Source organism: Aminobacter niigataensis (assembly GCF_014200015.1).
Taxonomy (GTDB): domain Bacteria; phylum Pseudomonadota; class Alphaproteobacteria; order Rhizobiales; family Rhizobiaceae; genus Aminobacter; species Aminobacter niigataensis.
In genome coordinates, this window is sequence record NZ_JACHOT010000001.1 from 737,547 (window position 1) to 758,687 (window position 21,141).

Sequence of the window (21,141 nt, forward strand, 5' to 3'; positions counted from 1 at the left end):
GCGGATACTCCCACTCTTTTCAGTTGAAAATCAATGGCAAAAAGGGTTGTTGCAGCACCGGTTGTGAACATCTCGGATGACGCTGCGTCAGTGTTTGGTAAGGCCCGATCTTGCTTCGACGAAGTCGGCGATCGACTTGATGTCGTCGATGCCGAACACCGGCACCTGTTCGCCCTCGACCGGATGATCCGAGGCTATGGCAACGATCGCGGGGTCCTTGGCGGTCAGCGGCGAGCGGTCCTTCGCCTCTAGTCGCCGCGCCTCGATCTTGAGATGGTTTTCGCGCTTGTAGCCCTCGATCAACACCAGGTCGCAAGGCCCTAGCCTCGCCAGAACCTCGTCGAGCGTGGGCTCGTCCTCGCCGCGCAACTCGTGCATCAAGGCCCAGCGTCGGCCTGATACGATGGCGACCTCCGTCGAGCCGGCCTCGCGATGGCGGAAGCTGTCGGCCCCGGGCTTGTCGATGTCGAAATCATGGTGCGCGTGCTTGATGGTCGAAACCTTCCAGCCGCGCCCGGCCAGTTCGCTCACCAGCCGCTCGGTCAAGGTCGTCTTACCGGAATTCTTCCATCCGGTGATGCCGAATACGCGATGCGCCATCAGTTGGCTCCGTCCAGAATCCGTTCGGCCTCGGTGAGGTCCTCAGGCGTATTGATGTTGAAGAACGGATCGACGGTCCTTGCGCCGAACTGCTCGTTTGGAAAATCCACCACTTGCAGGCCTGCCTGTTCGATGAACGTCATCACCCTACGGGTATCGCCACTTTCCAGAAACGCCGCAAGCGCATCGCGCAGCGACAGTGGCCACAGCGCGAAAGTGGGGTGTACACGCCCATTCGAGGCGGCCACAGCACCTCGGCTTCCGCCGGATGCCAATTGCTTGGCAAGATCGGCTGGAAAAAACGGTGTATCGCCGGCCACGCTGAGGACGTGGCTGCTGCCGGGCTTCTGCGCTGCCCATTCCATCCCTGCGAGAATTCCCGCCAAGGGGCCCTGATAGCCGGCGATCGTGTCGGCGATGATTTCCACGCCGAAGCTGGTGAAAAGCGTGGGGTCGGCGTTCGTGTTGATGGCGACCGGAGAAGCCTGGGGCCGAAGACGATCGAGCACATGGCCGATCATCGGACGTCCGCCGAGCGGCAGCAGTGTCTTGTCGGTGCCGCCCATCCGGCTCGAACGGCCGCCGGCGAGGATGAGGCCTGCGATCTGCCCTGCCATGCTGTTAGATCCCGTCGGGCGCCATGGAGGCGCTGGTGCTCTCGGCGGCCGGCCGGCTGTGGCCGACGACGCGCTCGCGGTAGAGTGAATAAAGGCCCGAGGCGACGATGACGGCCGCTCCCGCCATCATCGCGAGATCGGGGATGTCGCCGAAGACCACGACGCTGAGCGTGATCGCCCAGATCAGCGCGGTGTAGCGGAACGGCGCGATGAAGGAGATCTCGCCTTCGCGCATGGCCATGATCACGAACTGGTAGCCGAACAGGACCAGGACTGCGGCGCCGGCGAGAAAGAGGACGAGCTCGAACGTCATCGGCACCCAGCCGCCGAAGGGCACGATCGTCAGCGCCCCGGTGACGGTGATGACAATGGTGGTGACCGTCGAGACGAACAGGGAGGGGACGTGATCGGGAATCTTGCGCGTCGCCAGGTCGCGCACCGCGCAGAAGGCGACCGAAAGCAGCGCCAGCAGCGAAAAGGCGTTGAAGCCGTCGAAGCCCGGTCGCACGATGATCAGCACGCCGCCGAAACCGGCGATGATGGCCAGCCAGCGGCGCCAGCCCACGCCTTCGCCGAGAAACAATGCCGCTCCCATGGTGACAGCCAGTGGTAGCGCCTGGAGCACGGCCGAGATGTTGGCCAGCGGCAGATGCGGCAGGGCTGCAAGGAAGCAGATGGTGCCGCCGACCTCGCCGACAAGGCGCAAGAACACCATCGGATGCCAAAACTGGCCCGCTCCCCTCAGCGCACCCTGCTGCCAGGCCAGCAGGCTGATCAGCGTCGTGGCGAACAGCCCGCGCACGAGCATGAGCTGACCCGGATTGATCGTCTCGGCGGCGAGCTTGCTCAGCGTGTCGTTGAAGGTGAAGGCGGCCATTGCGACCACCATGAACATGGAGCCGCGGATATTCGAGGAAAGTGGCACTTGGGCTTTCCATTGCTGCTGTTGCCTACGGCTTTAGCATTGGTGCGCGAAACAGCAATGGCAAACGCATGGACCAGCGGCCGCTACGTCGTCACGGCCCGACGAGGCTGTCGGCGATCGCACGGACGAGCGGGTCGTATTTCGACTTGGCGGCGGCGGGGTACTTGAGCATGAATGCATGGATGACGCCGTCGCGGCCAAACTCCAGGCGATGGTAGAAGATATCCGTTCCGTCGTGCCCGGAGAGCGCGACCCAGTCCTTGCCGACCTTGCGGTAGGTGACCTCCATCCCTTCGGAGCTGAAATCGGCCAACTGCTCCGGTGTCTGGTCGAGGGCATTGTTTGAGCCATAGACGGCAAGGCTCGCGCCATCCGGGGCCACGAAGGTCATGCCGTCGCCGTTGGCCGGCTCCCCGGCGCGATCGGTGAAGACATCGAGCGGGAACGTCACCGACGTGCCGAAGCGGGCGTTGGTGTAGATGAAAGGCTTGGCCATTGCGGGTGGTGCGGACGAAATTGCGAGCAAGATCGCGGACAGCGCCGCTGCGAGCCGGTAAGCCATGCCACCAGTACCCCTTCGAGCTGCCTTGCCTCTGCGATGGATGCCGCTCCGCTCAGCCGCCGGTCACGCTCATATGGCGCGAGACGGACGGCCGGTTGGTGCGGCGATCGATGACGAAGTCGTGGCCCTTGGGCTTGCGTCCGATTGCCTCGTCGATGGCGTCCGACAAAAGCTCGTTGCCCTCGGATGCGCGCAGCGGTGCCCTGAGATCGGCGTCGTCGTTCTGGCCGAGGCACATATAGAGCGTCCCGGTGCAGGTCAGCCTGACCCGGTTGCAGCTCTCGCAGAAATTATGCGTCATCGGCGTGATGAAGCCGAGCCGGCCGCCGGTCTCGGCGACCTGGACATAGCGTGCCGGGCCGCCGGTCTTGAACGGGATGTCGGTCAGCGTGAACTGGCGCTCGAGATTGGCCCGGAGCAACGACAGCGGCAGGTACTGGTCGGTGCGGTCGCCATCGATCTCGCCCATCGGCATGGTCTCGATGACGGTCAGATCCATGCCGCGGCCGTTGGCCCAGCGCAGCATCTCGGGGATTTCGAGATCGTTGAAGCCCTTGAGCGCCACGGCATTGAGCTTGATGTGCAGGCCGGCGGCCTGGGCAGCGTCGATGCCTTCCATCACCTTGGCGAGGTTGCCCCAGCGCGTGATGGCATGGAACTTGTCGGCGTCGAGCGTGTCCAGCGAAACATTGATGCGCTTGACGCCGCAATCGGCGAGTTCCCGGGCGAAGCGTGACAGTTGCGAGCCGTTGGTGGTCAGCGTCAACTCTTCGAGCGCACCGCTGTCGAGGTGACGCGACAGCTGGCGGACGAGATACATGATGTTCTTGCGCACCAGCGGTTCGCCGCCGGTCAGGCGCAGCTTCTTGACGCCCTTTTCGATGAATACGGTGCACAGCCTGTCGATCTCTTCGAGCGACAGCAGATCCTTCTTGGGCAGGAAGGCCATGTCTTCGGCCATGCAATAGGTGCAACGGAAGTCGCAGCGGTCCGTAACCGACACGCGGAGGTAGCTGATCGAGCGACCGAAAGGATCGATCATGTCCATGCGCTGCGCTTCCGTTCCCAGTTCTGTGGCGTCTTCTGTGGCGCCTGCATATTACGGCTATGTTGTACGCATGCGGCTGTCAATCAAGATGAAAGTTTCTTTCCCTGGGGTGGCGTCGCGTTCCTCGTCGAGCTTGCATGGTGTTAGTGCTTTTCGCGGCGTTCGAAGCGCAGTAGTGAAGGGCAGTTCAAATTGGCAGGATGGATCATGACGGCACCGAAAGAATTGAGGGTCTCCAAGGACCGCAAGCTGTTGACGGTGACCTTCCCGGATCATCGTCCGTCCGAACTGTCCGCCGAGTTGCTGCGGGTGCTTTCGCCCTCAGCTGAGGTGCAGGGGCACTCGCCGGAGCAGCGCGTGACCGTGCCCGGCAAGAAGGATATCACCATCCTCAAGATCGAACCGGTGGGCAACTACGCGGTGCGCATCACCTTTGACGATTTCCACGACACCGGCATCTTCACCTGGAACTACCTGCACACGCTTAGCCATGAGAAGGACAAGCACTGGCAGGAATATCTCGACGAACTGGCCCAGAAGGGCATGAGCCGCGAGCGATAGAACCTGTCGCCGGCCGTTCACATTGGCCGGCTAAGAGGAGCGGAAACGAAAGGCAGGGCTATGTCGGTGATCTCGACGATTGAGCAACTTGAAGCGCTGTACGGGCTTCCCGGCGAAACGTCGCTGGTCAAGGAACTCGACCACATCATCCCCGAATATGCCGCCTTCATCGAGGCCTCGCCCTTCGTCTCCCTGGCGACCAGCGGACCGGAGGGGCTCGATTGCTCGCCGCGCGGCGATCTTGCCGGCTTCGTGCGCATCCACGACCCACGCACGCTGATGATGCCTGACCGGCGCGGCAACAACCGTGCGGATTCGCTGAAGAACATCATCCGCGACCCGCGCGTGGCGCTGCTGTTTCTGGTGCCGGGCTCGGGTACGACGCTGCGCGTCAACGGCCGTGCCCGCATCAGCATCGATGCCGAGCTGTGTGCGTCCTTCACCGTCGAAGGCAAGCCGGCGCGTTCGGTGACGGTGATCGAGGTCGATGCCGTCTATTTCCAGTGCGCGCGAGCGATCGTCCGGTCCGATTTGTGGAACCCGGAACGGCATGTCGACGCGAAGTCGCTGCCGACGCCTGGACAGATCCTCGCCGTGACCAGCCGGGCCAGCATCGACGGTGAAACATATGATCGCGAATGGCCGGAGCGTGCGAAGACGTCGATGTGGTAGGGCCTGTCGGCTCGAGGGCGACAGCCCGGCGGCTCAACACAACGTGATCGTGCTAAGGTAACTTTTGCGGCTTTCGCGACGTATACCCGGCAAAGCTGCTGGAGCCATTTTCGCATGAAGCCTTGGACCGACCGCGCCGGAAAATTGTCGCCACTGAAGGCTGCGGCCTTCGTCGGCACGCTCGTGCCGGCGCTGCTTCTGGCCTATTACGCCGCGACAGGGTTTCCGTCGGCTGCTCCAACGGGAGGCCTGCTTGGCCCGCGACCCTTCACGGCCGCCATCCACCACACCGGCGACTGGGCGATCCGCTTCCTGCTCCTGTCGCTGGCGGTCACGCCGCTGCGGCGCATCGGCCAATGGCCGAAGCTCATCCTCATTCGCCGCATGCTCGGCATTGCGGCGCTGTGCTACGCGCTCGGCCACCTCGTTCTGTATTTCTTCGACCAGAACTGGAACGTTGCGCGCGTTGTCAGCGAAATCGCGCTGCGCATCTACCTGACGATCGGCTTTGTAGCGCTGCTTGGCCTTGTTGCACTCGGTGCGACCTCGACCGATGCTGCGATCAAGAAACTGGGGAGCAACTGGAACCGCCTGCACAAGATCGTCTACGGCATCGGCATTCTGGCGGCGCTGCATTTCTTCATGCAGTCGAAGGCCGACGTCTACGAGCCGACCCTGATGGCCGGCTTCTTCATGCTGCTGATGGTCTACCGGCTGGCGCAGTGGCGCGGCCTCAGCCTGACATCGCCATGGGTGCTGATTGCAATTGCGATTGCGGCGGCGCTGGCGACCGTCGTCGTCGAGGCCGCATGGTATGGGCTGGCGACCGGCGTGCCGCCCGGCCGCGTGCTTGCGGCCAACCTGCAGTTTTCCTATTCGATCCGGCCGGCGTGGTGGATCCTGGCGACCGGACTCGGCGTCGCCGTGCTCGGCTATGTCAGGTCGATGGGAAAGGCCGATGCGCCGCGAGGCAGGCGGGTAGCCCGGGCCGGTGCCTGAACCCTCTAGTCCTTCAGGGCATCGGCGACACGCAGCATGTGCGCGCCGATGAGATCGCATTGCTCGGGCGTCGAGGCGCTCATCGCCTTTTCGATCAGCGCGCCATAAGCCTTCAGCGCCCGCATCAGCAGGGCTTCGCCATCCGCCGTCAGCGTCAGCCGCATGATGCGCCTGTCCTTGGCGTCGGCCTCGCGGCTGACCAGCGAGCGCTTCTCAAGCTGCGGCAGCAGCATGGTGATGTTGGAACGACCGACCAGCAGTTTGCGCGCGAGATCGTGCTGCGACATGCCCGGATGCCGGTAGAGGTTCATCAGCACATCCAGCTGCGCCGGCTTGAGGTCGTGGGGCTGCAAAGCGGTCGCCAGGGCGCGCTCCATCGAATGGCACGCCTTCGCCACCGCGACCCAGTTGCGGAACCGTGGGTTGTCCCACGGCAAATCTTGCTTATTGTTCATGATTGAACTATTATGTTCATGATTGAACTTATGGATGGGCGCGCACTATGGCATCAATCGGGCTGAAGGTCATCCGGCGGCTGTTTGGGGCTGCCGAGTTCGTTTCGCCACGGCTTGCCGGCCGCGCCGCATTCGAGCTTTTCCGGCGCACGCCAGGCGAAAAGTCGCTGTCGGAGGCCGAAAAGCGGGCCATCGCCCGGGCCGCCGACTTCATGGCCGAGGCGCGCCATCACCGAATCATGACGCGGAAAGGGTGTGTCGCCATCCATGAATTCCGCCCGGCCCAGGGACGAGCACAGGCCGGAACGGTGCTGGTCATCCATGGCTGGCGTTCGCGCACCGAATACATGCGGGCGCTGATCGAAGGTTACCTCAGTGCCGGCTATCGGGTGGTCTCGCTCGACCTGCCAGGCCATGGCGGCTCGCTTGGTCGCGCGCTCGACATGGCAAAGGCGGTCGAGGCGGCCACGTTGGCCGGCCAGTGGTTCGGGCCGTTCGAGGCGATCGTCGGCCATTCCTTCGGTGGTGCTGTTGCGGTCAATGCCGCTGCGGGAACGGTCAAGGGATTTGCGCCGCTTTCAACCAACCGGCTGGTGCTCATTGCCGCGCCCGATTCGATGCCCCGGCTGTTCGAGGATTTCGGGCGCTACGTCAATCTCGGTGCCCGCACGCAGCACGCCATCGCAGGCCAGGTCGAACGCGTGACCGGAACCCCGATCCATCAGTTCGTCAGTTCGAGGCTGCTGATGCGCCTGAGCATTCCGACGCTGATCATCCATGCCCCCGACGACAGGGAGGTCTCGGCCAAGGACGCACGCGCGATGGCAGGTGCCGGACGCCATGTCAGGCTGTTCTGGGCCGAAGGCCTCGGCCATCGGCGCATCCTTTCCGACGCCCGCGTCGTGGACGAGGGCGTCGGCTTTGTCAGGAACTCGCTGGTGCTCGAAACGGTACTGGAACGCCACGAGAGCGCTGCGTAGTTGATCGCGATCAGCCCTTCTTCTCGCCCGGTTCGGTTGGCAGGCCGGCATCGCGCCAGGCGGTGAAGCCGCCGAGGATATGCCGCACTGGCTCCAGTCCCATCTCCTGCGCCGTCTTGGCCGCGAGCGCCGAACGCCAGCCGCCTGCGCAGAAGAACACGAAGCTCTTGCCGCTTGAGAAGAACGCCTTGTGGTACGGGCTCTCAGGGTCGATCCAGAATTCGAGCATGCCGCGCGGGCAGTGCTGGGCACCCGGTATCCGGCCTTCGCGCTGCACCTCGCGGGGGTCGCGAAGGTCGACGAAGACGGTGTCCGGGTCGTCGAGCAAGGTCGCCGCCTCTTCGGGCGAGACCACCTCGACCACCGCGTTGGCTTCGTCGAGCAGTTCGCGATAACCCTTCTTCACCTTGACCTCACGTCAACTTGTCTTGGAGTGCGAAGTTCTCGCATGAAGACGGGCCGCCTGTCATTGGCATCGGATTGTGCCAGCCGCCCGACTGCCTCACGATGATGTGAAACTGTTCGGCAACAGCTGCCGGGAAATTTATGAAAGCTTAACGTTATCGGTATGAATCGATGCAGGAGCGCCTTACATCCGACATGGGGTGACAAGAAATCTTCCATCGGTGCGCAGGGCGATTCCGGCAGGGGATGGGTAATTAATGACGCTTTCTTTCCTGAAAAAGCCGATCTCTCTTCCTCTTGCGGCCTTGGCAGCGACGCTCGCCATGGGTGCGCCGCAGGCCGGTGCGCAGAATTTCTTCGACATTCTGTTTGGCGGCGGCAACAACCGTAACTACAGGCAGCCGCAGGGCGAATTCCCGCCACCACCGCGCAAGACGCCGCCGAAGCGGGCTGCGCCGGCAAAGATCAGCGCGCCCTCCTATTACACCTACAAGACCGACCAGATGGTGCCGGTCGACTTCTCCAAGCTGGTGCCGACCACGCAGTCGGTGTCGCTGGAGCCCTCGCTCGCCGGCACCGCGTTTCGCGAGGCGCTTGCCGGCCTGAGTGATTTCAACCTCGTTGCCGAAAAAGAGATCGCCAAGGCGCTGCTCGACTACTATTCGGCCAATCCCGATTTCATCTGGGTCACCGGCCAGGTAGCCAACAGCCGTGCCGAAGACGCCATCCGCAGCTTGAGCGATGCGGCAGGCCACGGGCTGATGCCGGCGGATTATTCCGTCGCTGTGCCGCAAGCTGCCTTCGCAACTGATGACACCGCCGGTCGGCTGAAGACGCTGATCCGATTCGAGATGGCGATGTCGGCGCGCGCGCTGCGCTACGTTCACGACGCGCAGGGCGGCCGCATCGACCCGAACCGCATCTCCGGCTACTACGATTTCGCGGCCAAGCCGCTCGACATGGTCGGCGTGCTGAAGAGCCTGAGCCAGTCGCAGGACGCGCGCGCCCTGCTGGAGGGCTATCACCCGAAGAACCCGGAATATCAGGCGCTACGCGTCGAACTGGAAGCACTTCGCGCGAGCGAGGAAAACGACATCGTCGTCGACGCCAAGCTGCTGCTGAAGCCGGGCGAGACGAGCCCGGAATTGCCCAAGCTGCTGCATCTGATCGCACGCGGCCTCGACGACGAGATGGGCGGCGAGTATGGCGAGACGCTGGCAAGGCTGGGCGCGAGCGAGATCTATGTGCCTGAGCTGGTGCCGGTGATCGAAGCCGTGCAGAAGCGGGCAGGGCTGAAACCCGATGGCGTGGTCGGCCCACGCACGGTGGCAACGCTTGCCGGCACGTCCAAGGCCGACAGGCTGGACAAGGTGCTGGTGGCGCTCGAACAGTTGCGCTGGCTGCCTTCAGACCTCGGCAGTCCGCGGGTGTTCATCAACCAGCCCGCCTATACCGCTAGCTACATCGACGGCGGTGTCGAAAAGCTCAAGATGAAGACGGTGATCGGCAAGACCACCAACCAGACCAGTTTCTTCCAGGATGAGATCGAACAGGTCGACTACAATCCCTATTGGGGCGTGCCGCAGTCGATCATCGTCAACGAGATGCTGCCGCGCCTGCGCAACGATCCGAGCTATCTCGACCGTGCCGGCTACGAGGTCACCGATTCGCGCGGCAAGCGCATTCCATCGTCGGCGATCGACTGGGGTCAGTATGGCGCCAAGGTGCCGTTCAGCGTGCGCCAGGCGCCGAGCGAGGCGAATGCGCTTGGTGAACTCAAGATCCTGTTCCCCAACAAGCATGCGATCTACATGCACGACACGCCGCAAAAGGCGCTGTTCGATCGTGACAGCCGCGCCTTCAGCCACGGCTGCATCAGGTTGTCGGATCCGCGCGGCATGGCGGCGGCAGTGCTCGGCACCGACGTCGATCATATCGCGGCCAAGCTGAAGCAGGGCCATTCCTTTGAGAAGGTGACGCGCAAGATCCCGGTCTATGTCGCCTATTTCACGGCCTGGCCGGACCTCGACGGCAAGGTCGAATATTTCGGCGACGTCTACGACCGCGATGCCAAGCTCAGGGACGCGATGAGCCGGACCGAAGCGGCACGAGCGCCGAGCATCTGATTTTCCGGGGGTGATCTAGGGCAAGCGCTTTTTGATCGATCGGTTCATGCGGCGAATGAATCTCATCGGAGCAGATTCCGGGATGGCAAGCAGTTCCGTGATGAGGACAGGGTTGACGGTGGGGATGGTTTCGCCGCTCGACAGGGTGGCATTGTAATAGGCCGTTTCGCGGTCGAATGCGAATACGTCGACGTGCGAGAGATAGGTGCAAATGGCGCCAAGCATGGCTTGCGATGTCGGAAAATCATTGTGAACGCACATCTCGGTGCGCCGCATTTTTCTATCGTGAAAAAGGTACGTAAATATAATTTGGCGACCCGGAGCGTGCAGCGCCATCTGTCGAAAGAAGGCTGGAACGTCGTCCAAGTATTCGAGAAATCCGGCGCAGACGACGACGTCGAAGTTGACGCCTGGCAATTGGAAGTCCTGATTAAAATCAACGACGAATGTTCCGGGAAGGTCGGCAACGCAATCGACCGGAGTATATTCGCACGTTTTTGGAATAAACCGAGAAAGTTTCCTGTTTCCTGCGCCGATGTCCAGTACAGAGTCTGTAGCGCGAATAAGTTTGGCGATGATCTGAGCTCTGCTCTCCCAAAAGGGTTGGGAGCCGTTCGCTACGCCACTCCATTCATCGAATGCTGTGAGCATGGTAGGCCCCAAGAAGGACGCTTGGGAAAATAATCTACATTGTTTGAATTCGTAAGCAATGGCTTGAAGTGCATGGCGGCAAATCAGGCTGAGCGTCTGCTCCAGGACTGCCGCTGCTCGCTGCTGCGTCTCCCCAGCCGGTACCGAGAAGGGCAGGGCCTGCTACATTAAGCATTTGAACTTACTGGGAAGAATGGTGGGCGATATAGGGATTGAACCTATGACCCCACCCGTGTGAAGGGTGTGCTCTCCCGCTGAGCTAATCGCCCGTCCGAGGCCCGAGGGCCGAACGTCCGGGCGATATAGGGGAGGGGCGGGAGTGGTGTCAAGGCGGCTTTAGCGACTTGCCGCGTCTATCAGCTTCTGAGCCATGCCAATCGTCAGTTCGTCATAGTGCGAGATGACCACCGAGGGTTCGTATTCGCTGACGTGGCGGTCGGTATAGCCGAAATCGACGGCAACGACCGGAATGCCGGCTGCCTTGGCGGTGTCGATGTCGGTGACCGAATCGCCGACCATGACCGCCCGCGCCACATCGCCGCCGGCCTTGGCGATGGTTTCAGTCAGGTGCCGCGGGTCGGGCTTGCGGATGCCGAAGGTCTCGGGCCCGGTGATCGCCGCGAAGCGGTCCGACAGGCCCAGCGCCCGGATGAGGTTGGTGGCGAGGGACTCGTATTTGTTGGTGCAGACGGCGAGCAGGTAGCCTGCCGCGGCAAAGCGGTCCATGGCGGCAACGACACCGGGATAGGGCTGCGAACGGCCGGGAATGTTGACCGTGTAGTGATCGAGGAAGATGTCGTGCAGGCGGTCGTGCTCGAGGGCCGCCAACTGCTGCTTGCGCTGGGCGGTGTAGGCGCGCTCGATCATCACGCGTCCGCCCTGGCCGACAAAGCGCCGGAAGGCGGTGTCGTCGACCTGGGACAGGCCGCCGGCAACAAGCGTATGGTTCAGGCTGTCGAGAAGGTCGGGCGCCGTGTCGACGAGGGTGCCGTCGAGGTCGAAAACAATGATCGGTTTGGACATGGCGCCGCTTTCGTAGGTTTATGCGTTGCCAGAGCCGATAGCCCCGGGCCCGGCATGACGCAAGCCACGGGTCATAAAGCCTTTGACCCAACGGGCAAAAATGCTAGGAGCCAAGCCTGAATTCGAGGATTTTGCGAACAAATCATGGATGCCAAGGCTTTGAAGATCGAGGCGGCACGCGCCGCCTTGGGCTATGTCGAGAGCGGAATGCGCCTCGGCATCGGTACGGGTTCGACGGCCGAAGAGTTCGTCAGGCTGCTTGCCGAAAAGGTTGCAGCCGGCATGAAGGTGATCGGCGTGCCGACCTCCGAGCGCACTGCCGCCCTGTGCCGCGAATTGTCGGTGCCGCTGTCGACGCTCGACGAAACGCCTGAACTCGACCTCACCATCGACGGTGCCGACGAGATCGACCCGGCGCTTTCGCTGGTCAAGGGCGGTGGCGGCGCGTTGCTGCGCGAGAAGATCGTGGCCGCCGCTTCGGCGCGCATGGTGGTCATCGCCGACCAGACCAAGCTGGTCGACGCCCTTGGGCGCTTCCCTCTGCCGATCGAAGTCAATCCGTTCGGCCTCAAGGCCACCGAAATCGCCATCGCCAAGGCTGCGGCAAAACTCGGGCTCTCCGGGCCGCTGGTGCTGCGAAAGACAGGCGGCGAGACCTTCGTAACCGACGGTGGACATTTCATTATCGATGCATCTTTTGGCCGCATTCCCGATACAAGAGCGCTTTCTGATGCCCTGCACGCCATCCCCGGCGTCGTGGAGCATGGCCTCTTTCTCGGCTTGGCCACCGTTGCCGTCATCGCCGGCACAGACGGTGTCAAGACCGTCCATCCGACCCGCTAAACAGGAGTTCTACTCATCATGATTTTGACAAACCGGCTTCGCGGCTTCTCCGTCATGGTGGCGGCTTCGGCATTCGCGGCGATCGCGGCCTCGGCCCAGGCCCAGGAGATCGGCGAATCCCATCTCAAGGCGGCCCATGCCGCCATCGCGGCGATCCACGCCACGGATTCCTTCGACGGGATCCTGCCGCAGGCGGCTGCAGCTCTGAAGCAGCAGCTGATCCAGCAGAACCCGGACATGCAGGAACTGATCACCCAGACGGTGGACGAGAACACGCTGGCGCTCGCTTCGCGCCGCGCTGATCTCGAAAAGGAATCGGCGCTTGCCTATGCCAAGGCCTTCTCCGAGCAGAACCTCAACGACATCGCTGCCTTCTACAATTCCGAAGCCGGCAAAAAGCTGATCGAGAGCGGCCCGATCGCTTCGCGCGAATTGGTCAAGGCTGCCGATATCTGGCAGAACGGCATCGCTCGCGATCTCGCCCAGCAGGTCGGCGAGAAGCTCAAGGCCGTTGCCGGCACGAAGGCTCCGGCAGCCGAGGGCGCAGCCCCGGAAGCGCCCAAGAAGTAATCCTCCGCGACCAACGGTCACGATCCAAAAGCCCGGCAGTTGCCGGGCTTTTCTTTTGGTGCCTCTGCCACTACCTGTGACGCACCAAATCGCAGCGCTTCAGCCGGCAATCGAAAAAACGGTTTCGGCGCCCGGAATACGCTGCTCAAACGACATCGGAGACACCCGCGCTCCGACCGCTGGAAGGACCATCATGGCTCAGTATGACTACGACCTCTTCGTCATCGGTGGTGGCTCCGGTGGGGTGCGGGCGGCGCGGGTTGCGGCGGCACTTGGCAAACGTGTCGCGCTGGCCGAGGAGTTCCGCTTCGGCGGTACCTGCGTGATCCGCGGCTGCGTACCCAAGAAGCTCTATGTCTACGCCTCGCAGTTTCCCGAACATTTCGAGGATGCGGCCGGCTATGGCTGGACTGTCGGCGAAGCCAAGTTCGACTGGTCGAAACTGGTTGCCAACAAGGAGCGCGAGATTTCGCGGCTCGAGGCGATCTACAAACGCAATGTCGAAGGTTCGGGCGGTGAGACGTTTCATTCTCGGGCCGTGCTCGTAGATAGCCATACCATCAGGATCGAGGCGGAAGGCCGGACCGTTACCGCCGACCAGATCCTGATTGGCACGGGCGGGCGGGCTGCCGCGCATCCGGCGCTGCCCGGCCACGAGCACTGCATCTATTCGAACGAAGTCTTTGACCTTCCCGAATTGCCCAAGGCGATCATGATCGAGGGCGGCGGATACATCGCCGTCGAATTCGCCAACATCTTCCATGGCCTCGGCGTCGAGACGACGCTGGTCTATCGCGGCAAGGAAATCCTCAGCCGCTTCGACATGGATCTCCGGCGCACACTGCACGACACGATGGTCTCCAAGGGCATCCGCATTCTTTGCCCGGCGGTCTCGGAGGAGGTCGTCAAGCGGGCCGACGGGCGCCTCGATGCGCGTCTCAACACCGGCGAGGTGCTGACCGTCGATCAGGTCATGCTGGCCATCGGCCGCACGCCCAATACCGAAAATCTTGGCCTCGAAGCCGCTGGCGTCGAGATGGACAAACAGGGCGCCATCGTCGTCGACCGTTTTTCGCGGACCAATGTGCAGAACATCTGGGCCGTTGGCGACGTCACCAACCGCGTTCAGTTGACGCCGGTCGCGATTCACGAGGCGATGTGCTTCGTCGAGACGGCGTTCAAGAACAACCCGACCGAGCCCGATCACGATTGCGTGGCCACGGCTGTATTTTCGCAGCCCGAGATCGGTACCGTTGGCCTCTCCGAGGACGAGGCGGCCAAAAGGTTCAAGCACCTCGAGATCTACCGCACCAGCTTCCGCCCGATGCGCCATACGCTGTCGGGCAGGCAGGAAAAGATGCTGATGAAGCTGGTTGTCGACGGCGACACTCGTCTGGTGCTGGGGGCTCACGTGCTGGGCCCCGATGCCGGCGAGATGGCGCAGCTGCTCGGCATCACGCTCAAGGCGGGACTCACCAAGGACGATTTCGACCGCACGATGGCGGTTCATCCGACTGCGGCGGAAGAGCTTGTGACCATGTACAAGCCTACCTATCTCGTGAAGGACGGTGTTCGGATCGACGGTTGAGCGCGCGTGCCAGACGGCACGCAACCTTGGGTTCGATCTCACGCCGGATACGGGGTAGTATAGCGGCTCCTCATCGTGTAAAGAGCCGCGTTCCCGCAATGGCGGGCTATGGCGCGGGTGAGGTGCCCGTTAGCGAACTTTTTAGGTGCGAACATGACGAAATGGTCACCGAATTCCTGGAGAAGCATGCCGATCCAGCAGGTCCCGGCTTATCCGGATGCTGCGGCGCTCGCGGAAACGGAAGCTCGTCTCGCAACCTTTCCCCCCTTGGTTTTTGCAGGTGAAGCGCGAAAGCTGAAAAAGCAGCTCGCCGCCGTCGCCAATGGCCAAGCCTTCCTGCTTCAGGGCGGCGATTGCGCCGAAAGCTTCGTCGAACATGGGGCGGACAACATCCGCGACTTCTTCCGCGTCTTCCTGCAGATGTCGGTCGTGCTGACCTTCGCCGGCGCGCAGCCGGTGGTGAAGGTCGGCCGTATTGCCGGCCAGTTCGCCAAGCCGCGTTCGTCCGACAACGAGACCAAGGGCGACGTGACGCTGCCGAGCTATCGCGGCGACATCATCAACGGCCCGGGCTTCGACGAGAAGTCACGCGTGCCCGATCCGGCACGCCAGGAGATGGCTTACCGCCAGTCGGCGGCGACGCTTAACCTTCTGCGCGCCTTCGCTCAGGGCGGCTACGCCAGCCTTGAGAACGTGCACCAGTGGATGCTCGGCTTCGTCTCCAACAGCCCGCAGGGCGAGCGTTACGAGGCGCTGGCCAACCGCATCACCGAGACGATGGACTTCATGAAGGCCGTCGGCATCACCTCGGAGACCAACTACGCGCTGCGCGAGACCGACTTCTACACCAGCCATGAAGCCCTTCTGCTTGGCTTCGAGCAGGCGCTGACGCGCGTCGACTCGACCTCGGGCGACTGGTACGCAACATCGGGCCACATGCTGTGGATCGGAGACCGCACCCGCCAGGTCGACCACGCCCATGTCGAGTACTGCCGTGGGGTGAAGAACCCGCTCGGTCTCAAGTGCGGCCCGTCGATCACCCCGGACAACCTGCTCAAGCTGATCGACCAATTGAACCCGGACAACGAGGCCGGCCGCCTGACGCTGATCGCTCGCTTCGGCAACGACAAGGTCGGCGATCACCTGCCGAAACTGATCCGCGCCGTCGAGAAAGAAGGCCGCAAGGTCGTCTGGTCGTGCGATCCGATGCATGGCAACACGATCACGGCTGCCGGCTACAAGACGCGCCCGTTCGACCGCATCCTCAGCGAAGTGCAGAGCTTCTTCGACATCCACTGCTCCGAGGGCACGCACCCAGGCGGTATCCATGTCGAGATGACCGGCAAGAACGTCACCGAATGCACGGGTGGCGCGCGCGCCATCACGGCAGACGAACTGCAGGATCGCTACCACACTCATTGCGATCCGCGCCTCAACGCCGACCAGGCGATCGAACTCGCCTTCCTGGTTTCGGAACAGCTCAGGAAGAGCGCGCCGACCCCGGAGAAAAAGGCCGTCAACGCCTGATCCGTAGACGCGTTCAATCGATCAAGAAGGCGCCGGTTTCGACCGGCGCCTTTTTCATTTGCGGACCCAGCGCATGTCCTTGAGACGCGGATCGCCAGCGAAGCTTTCGCGATCAAAACCGATGCGCCGCTCCGGGAATTCGCAGATTGCCTGGACGCCCGACGGCCCCAAGCGGATGCGCCATGTCTGCCGCTCGACGGGGGCCGGTTTGGAAAATGTGCGACAGGTGAGCAAGGCGAGGTTGGCGCCACCTTGGGGATCACGCACCGAGCGATAGCGGATGGCCTCGATGCCGGCCTCGCGCGCGGCGTCGGCCAGTTGCTGGCAAGCGGCATAGTCGGTCGGATGCGTCCAGGCAGGCGCATCACTTAGCAGTGGCGGCAAGGTGAGGTCGGTCACGCCGGCGGCTTTGATGCTCGCCGAGAAGGCGGTGTACTCGGCCGCGTCGCTGGGCCAGGGCGTGTCGGGCGATTCCGAAAAGAACAGCAGGCGATAGAAAGCCATTTCGGCGACGGCAGTCTGCACCTTCTCGGCGGCGTAGTAGACACCGAGCGACTTGCCGGCGCGGCGGAAGCGCGATCCGGTGGGATAGTTCGAGCCGTAGCGAAACGGCGTTGCCAGCAGATAGTGCAGCTTGCGGCATTCGACCGGCACGATCGGCTTGGTCGCCTCGACGAGTTCCTCGAGCAGTGCCTGCTCGTCGAGGTCGTCGACGAGCTTCAAGGTGGAGACGCGATGCTGGGCCTCGACCAGCCGCCAGCAGCGGCCTTCGAGCGCACGCGCCTCAGACGAGAGCGCGGCGGGCGTCCAGGTAGGCAATGACATCGACGAGCCCGGATATGGTTGCGATCTTCTCGCTTGGCGTGGCGCCGAGCGCCGTGTTGTCGTTGCGTAGCCAGGCCCGAGCGACCGACTCGTCGCCACCGACTATGGCGTCGAGCGAGCGGAACAGGCGGACGAACAGGACGGCGAGTTCGAACGGCTTGCTACCGGCTTCCAGGGCGAATTCCTGCTTGCGCATCCTTGAAACCGTGGCCTCTGAGACGCCGATGACGGCGGAGAGGGCCTTGGCGGTGATGCCCAGCATGTCGGCGGCGCGCAACGTCGCCTTGGTGATGACGGTGCCTTGTGTGGCCGATGGCGCCGGATTTTGATGGCTTAGCATTGGTCTTTCCATTTCTCTGGAAAATATAGTCCATCAAAATTCATATGGAAAGGCCTTTGCCGAGGCGATCAATCCTTCTTGTACAGCATCCAGTTCTTGCCCTGGCGCTCGGCGATCGTCGAATAACGGGTGACGCGATTGCGGCCGATCAGCTTGGAACGGTAGAGCGCGCGGTCTGCCTTGGCGTAGAGGTCTTCCGCGCTTTCGGCATCAGAGGCCATGCAAACGCCCATTGAAACCGTCACCTGGCCGCAGTTGACGCCGGGCTGGATTTCCTTGAGTTGCGTCTGCGCAACCAGCAGGCGAACCCGATCGGCGATCTCGAAGGTGGCTTCCTCGGTGGTGCCCTCGACGATCAGCGCGAACTCCTCGCCGCCGGTGCGGGCAACGAACATGTCGCGATGGACGCTCGACTGGAAGATGTCGGCGATGATCCGCAGGATCTTGTCGCCGACGGGATGGCCGTGCCGGTCATTGATGTCCTTGAAACGATCGATGTCGGCGAGGATCAGGGCACTGAACAGGATGCCCTTGTTGTCGTTGTAGATCCTGGCGATCCTTCGGTCGAAGGCGCGGCGATTCCAGATATGGGTAAGAGGGTCGGTGTCCGCGAGCTTCTTGTACTCTTCGAGCTTCGACTTGACGCTCTCGAGTTCGCTCGACTTGTCGCCGAGCGTGCTCGCCACCTGCTTGCCGTGATCTATGGTCGAGGCGGTGGCGACGGACATGACGCCGACGATCTTCTGCAGCAGTTCCTGCGACATCGCCGTGCGGCTGTTCAACCCGCTGGACGTTTCGTCGAGCACCTTGCCGTAGCGTTCCAGATGGCTTCGCTCGTTCCGGAGCAGGCTGGCGACGCCTTCAAGCTCACGCGCCAGAATATCGCGTGCGTGTTCGACGATGCCCTGGCCATGATTCTGGGCGAAGAACTTCCGGCCGATGAGGTCCAATTGGTCCTGGGTCGGACGATTGCCGAGTGCGATGACTTCGAGGCTGAGCGCCGGGTTGGTGCCGGTCAGCGCTTCATAGAATATCTCGTAGTTGCGCGGCAGGCCGATGACTCCCATCTGGGCCATCGTCGCCACGACACTGCTCGCAATATCATTGCCTCGGTCTGTCGGGGCGGCTGCAGAATGCATGTATGTCCCGTTTCAGTTGGCCAAACGGTCGCTTCCATGCCGGCAAAGCGCTGGCGGGCGACCGGTCGGGGGGCGAGCGGCGAGATGAGAGTGCTTGCAACGACGCAGGTCCCCTCTGCGCTCATCACTTCTATCGACCTCTAATTTAGGCTGGCTAAGGTTTCCTTAATTTGCAGCGATGTCGCGTTCATTTTTCTACCACAGGGTGTATTTTCCTGCTGGCGATACCGCCAAGACCTCGGCAGCATGTTCGATGTCGCAAACTCTCACGCATCGCCTCTTGTTCAGGAACAATCTGGATGTGGCTATGGAGGAGCAGGAAATGGACAAGTCGAACAAAGGGTCATGCCTGTGCGGGGCCGTGCGGTTTACTACGACGGGCCTGCTGCGCGGCGTGGTCTATTGCCATTGCAGCCAATGCCGGAAGCAGAGCGGGCATTTTTATGCAGCGACCAGCGTTGCCGATGGTGAACTGGAGGTACAGGGCAGCGAGCACATCACCTGGTATGCGGCCTCGGATTTCGCCCGGCGCGGCTTCTGTAGCCGTTGCGGGTCGCTGCTGTTCTGGAAGGCGCATAGCGAGCCGGACATCTCGATCATGGCGGGCTTGTTCGACGCCGCCGACGGGCTTGTCGGTTCCTGCCACATCTTCGTCGGCCAGAAGGCCGGCTATTACGAGATCAATGATGGCTTGCCCCGATATGAGCGATCATCTCCGGAGGTTGCGGTCGCAGCTGATTGAACAGTCGCGCCCCTGCCGTTCACAATCGGTGAACGCTTCGTCGCTCGGCGGAGGTCTGCTCGAAGCGGCCTGCGAGGCGTATATCTGGAGCAAGGAGAAAGAAAATGAACTCGTTGCCCACACTCTTCATCTCGCATGGCGGCCCGGACATCGTTTTGGCCGACACGCCGGCGCGCCATTATCTCGAAACCGTCTCGGACCTGATGCCGAAGCCGAAGGCGATCGTCGTCGTTTCGGCGCATTTCGAGACCGACGGTGTCGCGGTGGTGACCGATCCCAAGCCCGGCATGATCTATGACTTCGGCGGCTTTGCCCCGGAACTCTACAAGATGGTCTATCCCGCCGCGGGCGAACCGGCACTGGCGACGAAGGTTTTCGGCATGCTCGAGGCTGCCGGTCTGAAACCGCACACCTATGAGAAGCGCGGCTATGACCACGGCACCTGGACGCCGATGAAACTTGCCTTCCCCGATGCCGACATTCCGATCGTGCAGGTGTCAATCGATCCGAACCGTGACGCAGCCTGGCACTATGCCATCGGCAAGGCGCTGGCGCCGTTGCGTGAAGAAGGTGTGCTGCTGATTGGCTCGGGTCACGTCACCCACAATCTGCGCGCCTATTTCTCGACGCTGAGGCACGGTGCTGAGGCCGACCCCGTGCTGGCCGGCAAGGTGAAGGCCTTCACCGATTGGTTCGCCGAAAAGCTTGTGTCGGGCGACACCGATGCGATCCTCCATTGGAAGCAAAAGGCACCGTATCCGTCGGAGAACCATCCCACCGACGAGCATCTGATGCCGATCTTCTTTGCCTATGGGGCGGCAGGCGAGGGCGCAAAAGGGCGTCGCGTGCACGATTCGGTCGATCATGGCTTCTTTGCCAACGATTCCTATCTGTTCGACTGATCGCCGAGCGGCTAAATGATGCCCCTTCGATTGAGCTGAAAGGGCATTTCATGGATCGGCTGGTCAAGGCTTTCCAGAATTCGGTGCGGGCGTTCTCGCGGTTGATCCGCACCGAAGCGGCATTCCAGCAGGAGATCATGCTGCTGGTTGCAGCACTGCCGCTCGGCTGGTTCGTGGCCGCGACCTGGAGTGGCTATGCGCTGTTGATAGGCTCGATCCTGTTCCTGATCACCGTCGAGGTGCTCAACACCGGCATCGAAGCCGCTTGCGATGCGGTCAGCCGCGAGTTCAACATCGACATCCAACTCGCCAAGGACTGCGGTTCGCTCGCCGTGCTGATCTCGATCGTGATCGTGCTCGGCGTCTGGAGCTTCGCGATTGTCGAGCGTCTGCTCGGCCTTCCGATCTGAGGGGCGCATACCCATATGTCGGTTACCAAAGGAGACCGACATGTCCGACCAAGCCGATATACATCATCTCGAAACGCGCGCAGGCTTGCCGGATGATCTGCGCTGGCTGGTCGAAAAGTACCCGCGGGAGGATTGGCAGGTCCACGACAACGTGCACGGCATGGCGTCGATGTGGCTACAGCGCCACGACATGTTCCGCGAACTGGGCGGTACGCTGACCGGCGGCATCGGCGACTATCGCGAGGGCAGGCTGGATGCGCAGGGCTTTGCGCGCTGGTTCGCACCACGCCTCAACTACTTTCTCGGCAATCTCGACGGGCACCACAATGTCGAGGATCACCACTATTTCCCTGTTTTCGCCAATGCCGAGAAACGCCTGAAGCGCGGCTTCGAGATCCTCGACGCCGACCATCACCTGATCCATGAGGCGCTGGAACGCAATGCCGAGACGGCAAGCGCCTTTCTTCGTGCGCTCAAGGAAAGCGAAGACAGGCAGCGCTTTGCAGCGGATGCTTATGCCGAGGAGAATGCGCGGTTGGTGGCCATGCTGACCCGGCATCTCGACGATGAGGAAGACCTGATCATTCCGCTCATCCTGGATCGCGGCGACCGCGAACTCGGCATCGGCTGA

25 protein-coding genes and 1 tRNA gene are annotated in these 21,141 nt (G+C 62.3%); 13 read left to right on the forward strand and 13 right to left on the reverse strand.

Annotated elements, in window-relative coordinates; all coding sequences use genetic code 11:
• Window positions 1–87 precede the first annotated feature (87 nt).
• The 5 genes from mobB to moaA all read right to left on the reverse strand — a co-directional run bounded on the left by mobB (window position 88) and on the right by moaA (window position 3,752).
• Entirely contained in the window at window positions 88–600 is a 513-nt protein-coding gene (gene mobB, locus GGQ99_RS03695; protein ID WP_183260743.1) for a molybdopterin-guanine dinucleotide biosynthesis protein B, read from the reverse strand.
• Window positions 600–1,217: a molybdenum cofactor guanylyltransferase MobA gene (mobA, locus tag GGQ99_RS03700; RefSeq protein WP_183260745.1), complete on the reverse strand. Its 618-nt coding sequence runs from the start codon at window positions 1,215–1,217 to the stop codon at window positions 600–602. Before mobA ends, mobB begins: the two co-directional genes overlap by 1 nt.
• 4 nt (window positions 1,218–1,221) lie before the next feature.
• Window positions 1,222–2,142, reverse strand: coding sequence for an EamA family transporter (locus tag GGQ99_RS03705; RefSeq protein WP_183260746.1), 921 nt, complete (start codon window positions 2,140–2,142; stop codon window positions 1,222–1,224).
• Between the two features lie 91 nt (window positions 2,143–2,233).
• Window positions 2,234–2,704 carry a hypothetical protein gene (locus GGQ99_RS03710; protein ID WP_183260748.1) on the reverse strand — a complete coding sequence of 157 codons (471 nt, stop codon included), beginning with the start codon at window positions 2,702–2,704 and terminating at the stop codon, window positions 2,234–2,236.
• 52 nt (window positions 2,705–2,756) lie between these two features.
• Window positions 2,757–3,752: a GTP 3',8-cyclase MoaA gene (moaA, locus tag GGQ99_RS03715; protein ID WP_183260750.1), complete on the reverse strand. Its 996-nt coding sequence runs from the start codon at window positions 3,750–3,752 to the stop codon at window positions 2,757–2,759.
• A gap of 207 nt (window positions 3,753–3,959) precedes the next feature.
• Between moaA and GGQ99_RS03720 the strand changes: the two genes are divergently transcribed.
• The 3 genes from GGQ99_RS03720 to GGQ99_RS03730 all read left to right on the forward strand — a co-directional run bounded on the left by GGQ99_RS03720 (window position 3,960) and on the right by GGQ99_RS03730 (window position 5,984).
• The gene (locus GGQ99_RS03720; RefSeq protein ID WP_183260752.1) at window positions 3,960–4,313 is read left to right on the forward strand and encodes a gamma-butyrobetaine hydroxylase family protein; all 354 of its coding nucleotides are present in this window, start codon (window positions 3,960–3,962) and stop codon (window positions 4,311–4,313) included.
• Window positions 4,314–4,373: 60 nt separating this feature from the next.
• On the forward strand, window positions 4,374–4,985 hold the full coding sequence (locus tag GGQ99_RS03725) for a pyridoxamine 5'-phosphate oxidase family protein (RefSeq protein WP_183260754.1): 612 nt from the start codon (window positions 4,374–4,376) through the stop codon (window positions 4,983–4,985).
• A gap of 114 nt (window positions 4,986–5,099) precedes the next feature.
• A complete protein-coding gene (locus GGQ99_RS03730) occupies window positions 5,100–5,984 on the forward strand; it encodes a protein-methionine-sulfoxide reductase heme-binding subunit MsrQ (protein ID WP_183260756.1) in 885 nt (294 codons plus the stop codon).
• A 5-nt stretch (window positions 5,985–5,989) separates the two neighbouring features.
• Here the strand turns inward: GGQ99_RS03730 and GGQ99_RS03735 are convergent, their stop codons facing one another.
• Window positions 5,990–6,439 (reverse strand): MarR family winged helix-turn-helix transcriptional regulator, encoded by a 450-nt coding sequence (locus GGQ99_RS03735; protein ID WP_108607911.1) that lies wholly within the window; start codon window positions 6,437–6,439, stop codon window positions 5,990–5,992.
• A 47-nt stretch (window positions 6,440–6,486) separates the two neighbouring features.
• Between GGQ99_RS03735 and GGQ99_RS03740 the strand changes: the two genes are divergently transcribed.
• Complete coding sequence (locus tag GGQ99_RS03740; protein ID WP_183260758.1) at window positions 6,487–7,419, forward strand: alpha/beta fold hydrolase; 933 nt, start codon at window positions 6,487–6,489, stop codon at window positions 7,417–7,419.
• Between the two features lie 10 nt (window positions 7,420–7,429).
• On the opposite strand, the gene GGQ99_RS03745 is transcribed toward GGQ99_RS03740, so the two are convergent.
• A complete protein-coding gene (locus GGQ99_RS03745) occupies window positions 7,430–7,825 on the reverse strand; it encodes a rhodanese-like domain-containing protein (protein ID WP_108607913.1) in 396 nt (131 codons plus the stop codon).
• A gap of 256 nt (window positions 7,826–8,081) precedes the next feature.
• Here GGQ99_RS03745 and GGQ99_RS03750 point away from each other — a divergent pair, with 256 nt between their 5' ends.
• The gene (locus GGQ99_RS03750) at window positions 8,082–9,950 is read left to right on the forward strand and encodes a L,D-transpeptidase family protein (RefSeq protein ID WP_183260760.1); all 1,869 of its coding nucleotides are present in this window, start codon (window positions 8,082–8,084) and stop codon (window positions 9,948–9,950) included.
• Between the two features lie 15 nt (window positions 9,951–9,965).
• On the opposite strand, the gene GGQ99_RS03755 is transcribed toward GGQ99_RS03750, so the two are convergent.
• From GGQ99_RS03755 to GGQ99_RS03765, 3 genes are all read right to left on the reverse strand, one after another.
• Window positions 9,966–10,601 carry a class I SAM-dependent methyltransferase gene (locus GGQ99_RS03755; protein ID WP_183260763.1) on the reverse strand — a complete coding sequence of 212 codons (636 nt, stop codon included), beginning with the start codon at window positions 10,599–10,601 and terminating at the stop codon, window positions 9,966–9,968.
• A gap of 194 nt (window positions 10,602–10,795) precedes the next feature.
• Window positions 10,796–10,870 (reverse strand) — tRNA-Val (locus tag GGQ99_RS03760).
• A 67-nt stretch (window positions 10,871–10,937) separates the two neighbouring features.
• Window positions 10,938–11,624, reverse strand: a complete 687-nt coding sequence (locus GGQ99_RS03765) for a phosphoglycolate phosphatase (RefSeq protein WP_183260765.1) — start codon at window positions 11,622–11,624, stop codon at window positions 10,938–10,940.
• A gap of 144 nt (window positions 11,625–11,768) precedes the next feature.
• Here GGQ99_RS03765 and rpiA point away from each other — a divergent pair, with 144 nt between their 5' ends.
• From rpiA to GGQ99_RS03785, 4 genes are all read left to right on the forward strand, one after another.
• Window positions 11,769–12,467 carry a ribose-5-phosphate isomerase RpiA gene (gene rpiA / locus GGQ99_RS03770; protein ID WP_108607917.1) on the forward strand — a complete coding sequence of 233 codons (699 nt, stop codon included), beginning with the start codon at window positions 11,769–11,771 and terminating at the stop codon, window positions 12,465–12,467.
• Between the two features lie 18 nt (window positions 12,468–12,485).
• The gene (locus GGQ99_RS03775; protein WP_183260767.1) at window positions 12,486–13,037 is read left to right on the forward strand and encodes a DUF2059 domain-containing protein; all 552 of its coding nucleotides are present in this window, start codon (window positions 12,486–12,488) and stop codon (window positions 13,035–13,037) included.
• 193 nt (window positions 13,038–13,230) lie between these two features.
• Window positions 13,231–14,625 (forward strand): glutathione-disulfide reductase, encoded by a 1,395-nt coding sequence (gene gor / locus GGQ99_RS03780; RefSeq protein ID WP_108607919.1) that lies wholly within the window; start codon window positions 13,231–13,233, stop codon window positions 14,623–14,625.
• 153 nt (window positions 14,626–14,778) lie between these two features.
• Window positions 14,779–16,152: a class II 3-deoxy-7-phosphoheptulonate synthase gene (locus GGQ99_RS03785; RefSeq protein WP_183260769.1), complete on the forward strand. Its 1,374-nt coding sequence runs from the start codon at window positions 14,779–14,781 to the stop codon at window positions 16,150–16,152.
• Between the two features lie 54 nt (window positions 16,153–16,206).
• Here the strand turns inward: GGQ99_RS03785 and GGQ99_RS03790 are convergent, their stop codons facing one another.
• The 3 genes from GGQ99_RS03790 to GGQ99_RS03800 all read right to left on the reverse strand — a co-directional run bounded on the left by GGQ99_RS03790 (window position 16,207) and on the right by GGQ99_RS03800 (window position 18,456).
• The gene (locus GGQ99_RS03790) at window positions 16,207–16,977 is read right to left on the reverse strand and encodes an RES family NAD+ phosphorylase (RefSeq protein ID WP_108607921.1); all 771 of its coding nucleotides are present in this window, start codon (window positions 16,975–16,977) and stop codon (window positions 16,207–16,209) included.
• Window positions 16,937–17,317: an MbcA/ParS/Xre antitoxin family protein gene (locus GGQ99_RS03795; RefSeq protein ID WP_246389401.1), complete on the reverse strand. Its 381-nt coding sequence runs from the start codon at window positions 17,315–17,317 to the stop codon at window positions 16,937–16,939. Before GGQ99_RS03795 ends, GGQ99_RS03790 begins: the two co-directional genes overlap by 41 nt.
• 68 nt (window positions 17,318–17,385) lie before the next feature.
• On the reverse strand, window positions 17,386–18,456 hold the full coding sequence (locus tag GGQ99_RS03800; protein WP_183260772.1) for a GGDEF domain-containing protein: 1,071 nt from the start codon (window positions 18,454–18,456) through the stop codon (window positions 17,386–17,388).
• A gap of 322 nt (window positions 18,457–18,778) precedes the next feature.
• On the opposite strand from GGQ99_RS03800, the gene GGQ99_RS03805 reads away from it, so the two are divergent.
• The 4 genes from GGQ99_RS03805 to GGQ99_RS03820 all read left to right on the forward strand — a co-directional run bounded on the left by GGQ99_RS03805 (window position 18,779) and on the right by GGQ99_RS03820 (window position 21,141).
• Window positions 18,779–19,198 (forward strand): GFA family protein, encoded by a 420-nt coding sequence (locus tag GGQ99_RS03805; protein ID WP_183260775.1) that lies wholly within the window; start codon window positions 18,779–18,781, stop codon window positions 19,196–19,198.
• A gap of 104 nt (window positions 19,199–19,302) precedes the next feature.
• Window positions 19,303–20,100 (forward strand): DODA-type extradiol aromatic ring-opening family dioxygenase, encoded by a 798-nt coding sequence (locus tag GGQ99_RS03810; RefSeq protein WP_183260777.1) that lies wholly within the window; start codon window positions 19,303–19,305, stop codon window positions 20,098–20,100.
• A gap of 50 nt (window positions 20,101–20,150) precedes the next feature.
• Window positions 20,151–20,510: a diacylglycerol kinase gene (locus GGQ99_RS03815; RefSeq protein WP_183260779.1), complete on the forward strand. Its 360-nt coding sequence runs from the start codon at window positions 20,151–20,153 to the stop codon at window positions 20,508–20,510.
• Between the two features lie 40 nt (window positions 20,511–20,550).
• The gene (locus GGQ99_RS03820; RefSeq protein WP_183260781.1) at window positions 20,551–21,141 is read left to right on the forward strand and encodes a hemerythrin domain-containing protein; all 591 of its coding nucleotides are present in this window, start codon (window positions 20,551–20,553) and stop codon (window positions 21,139–21,141) included.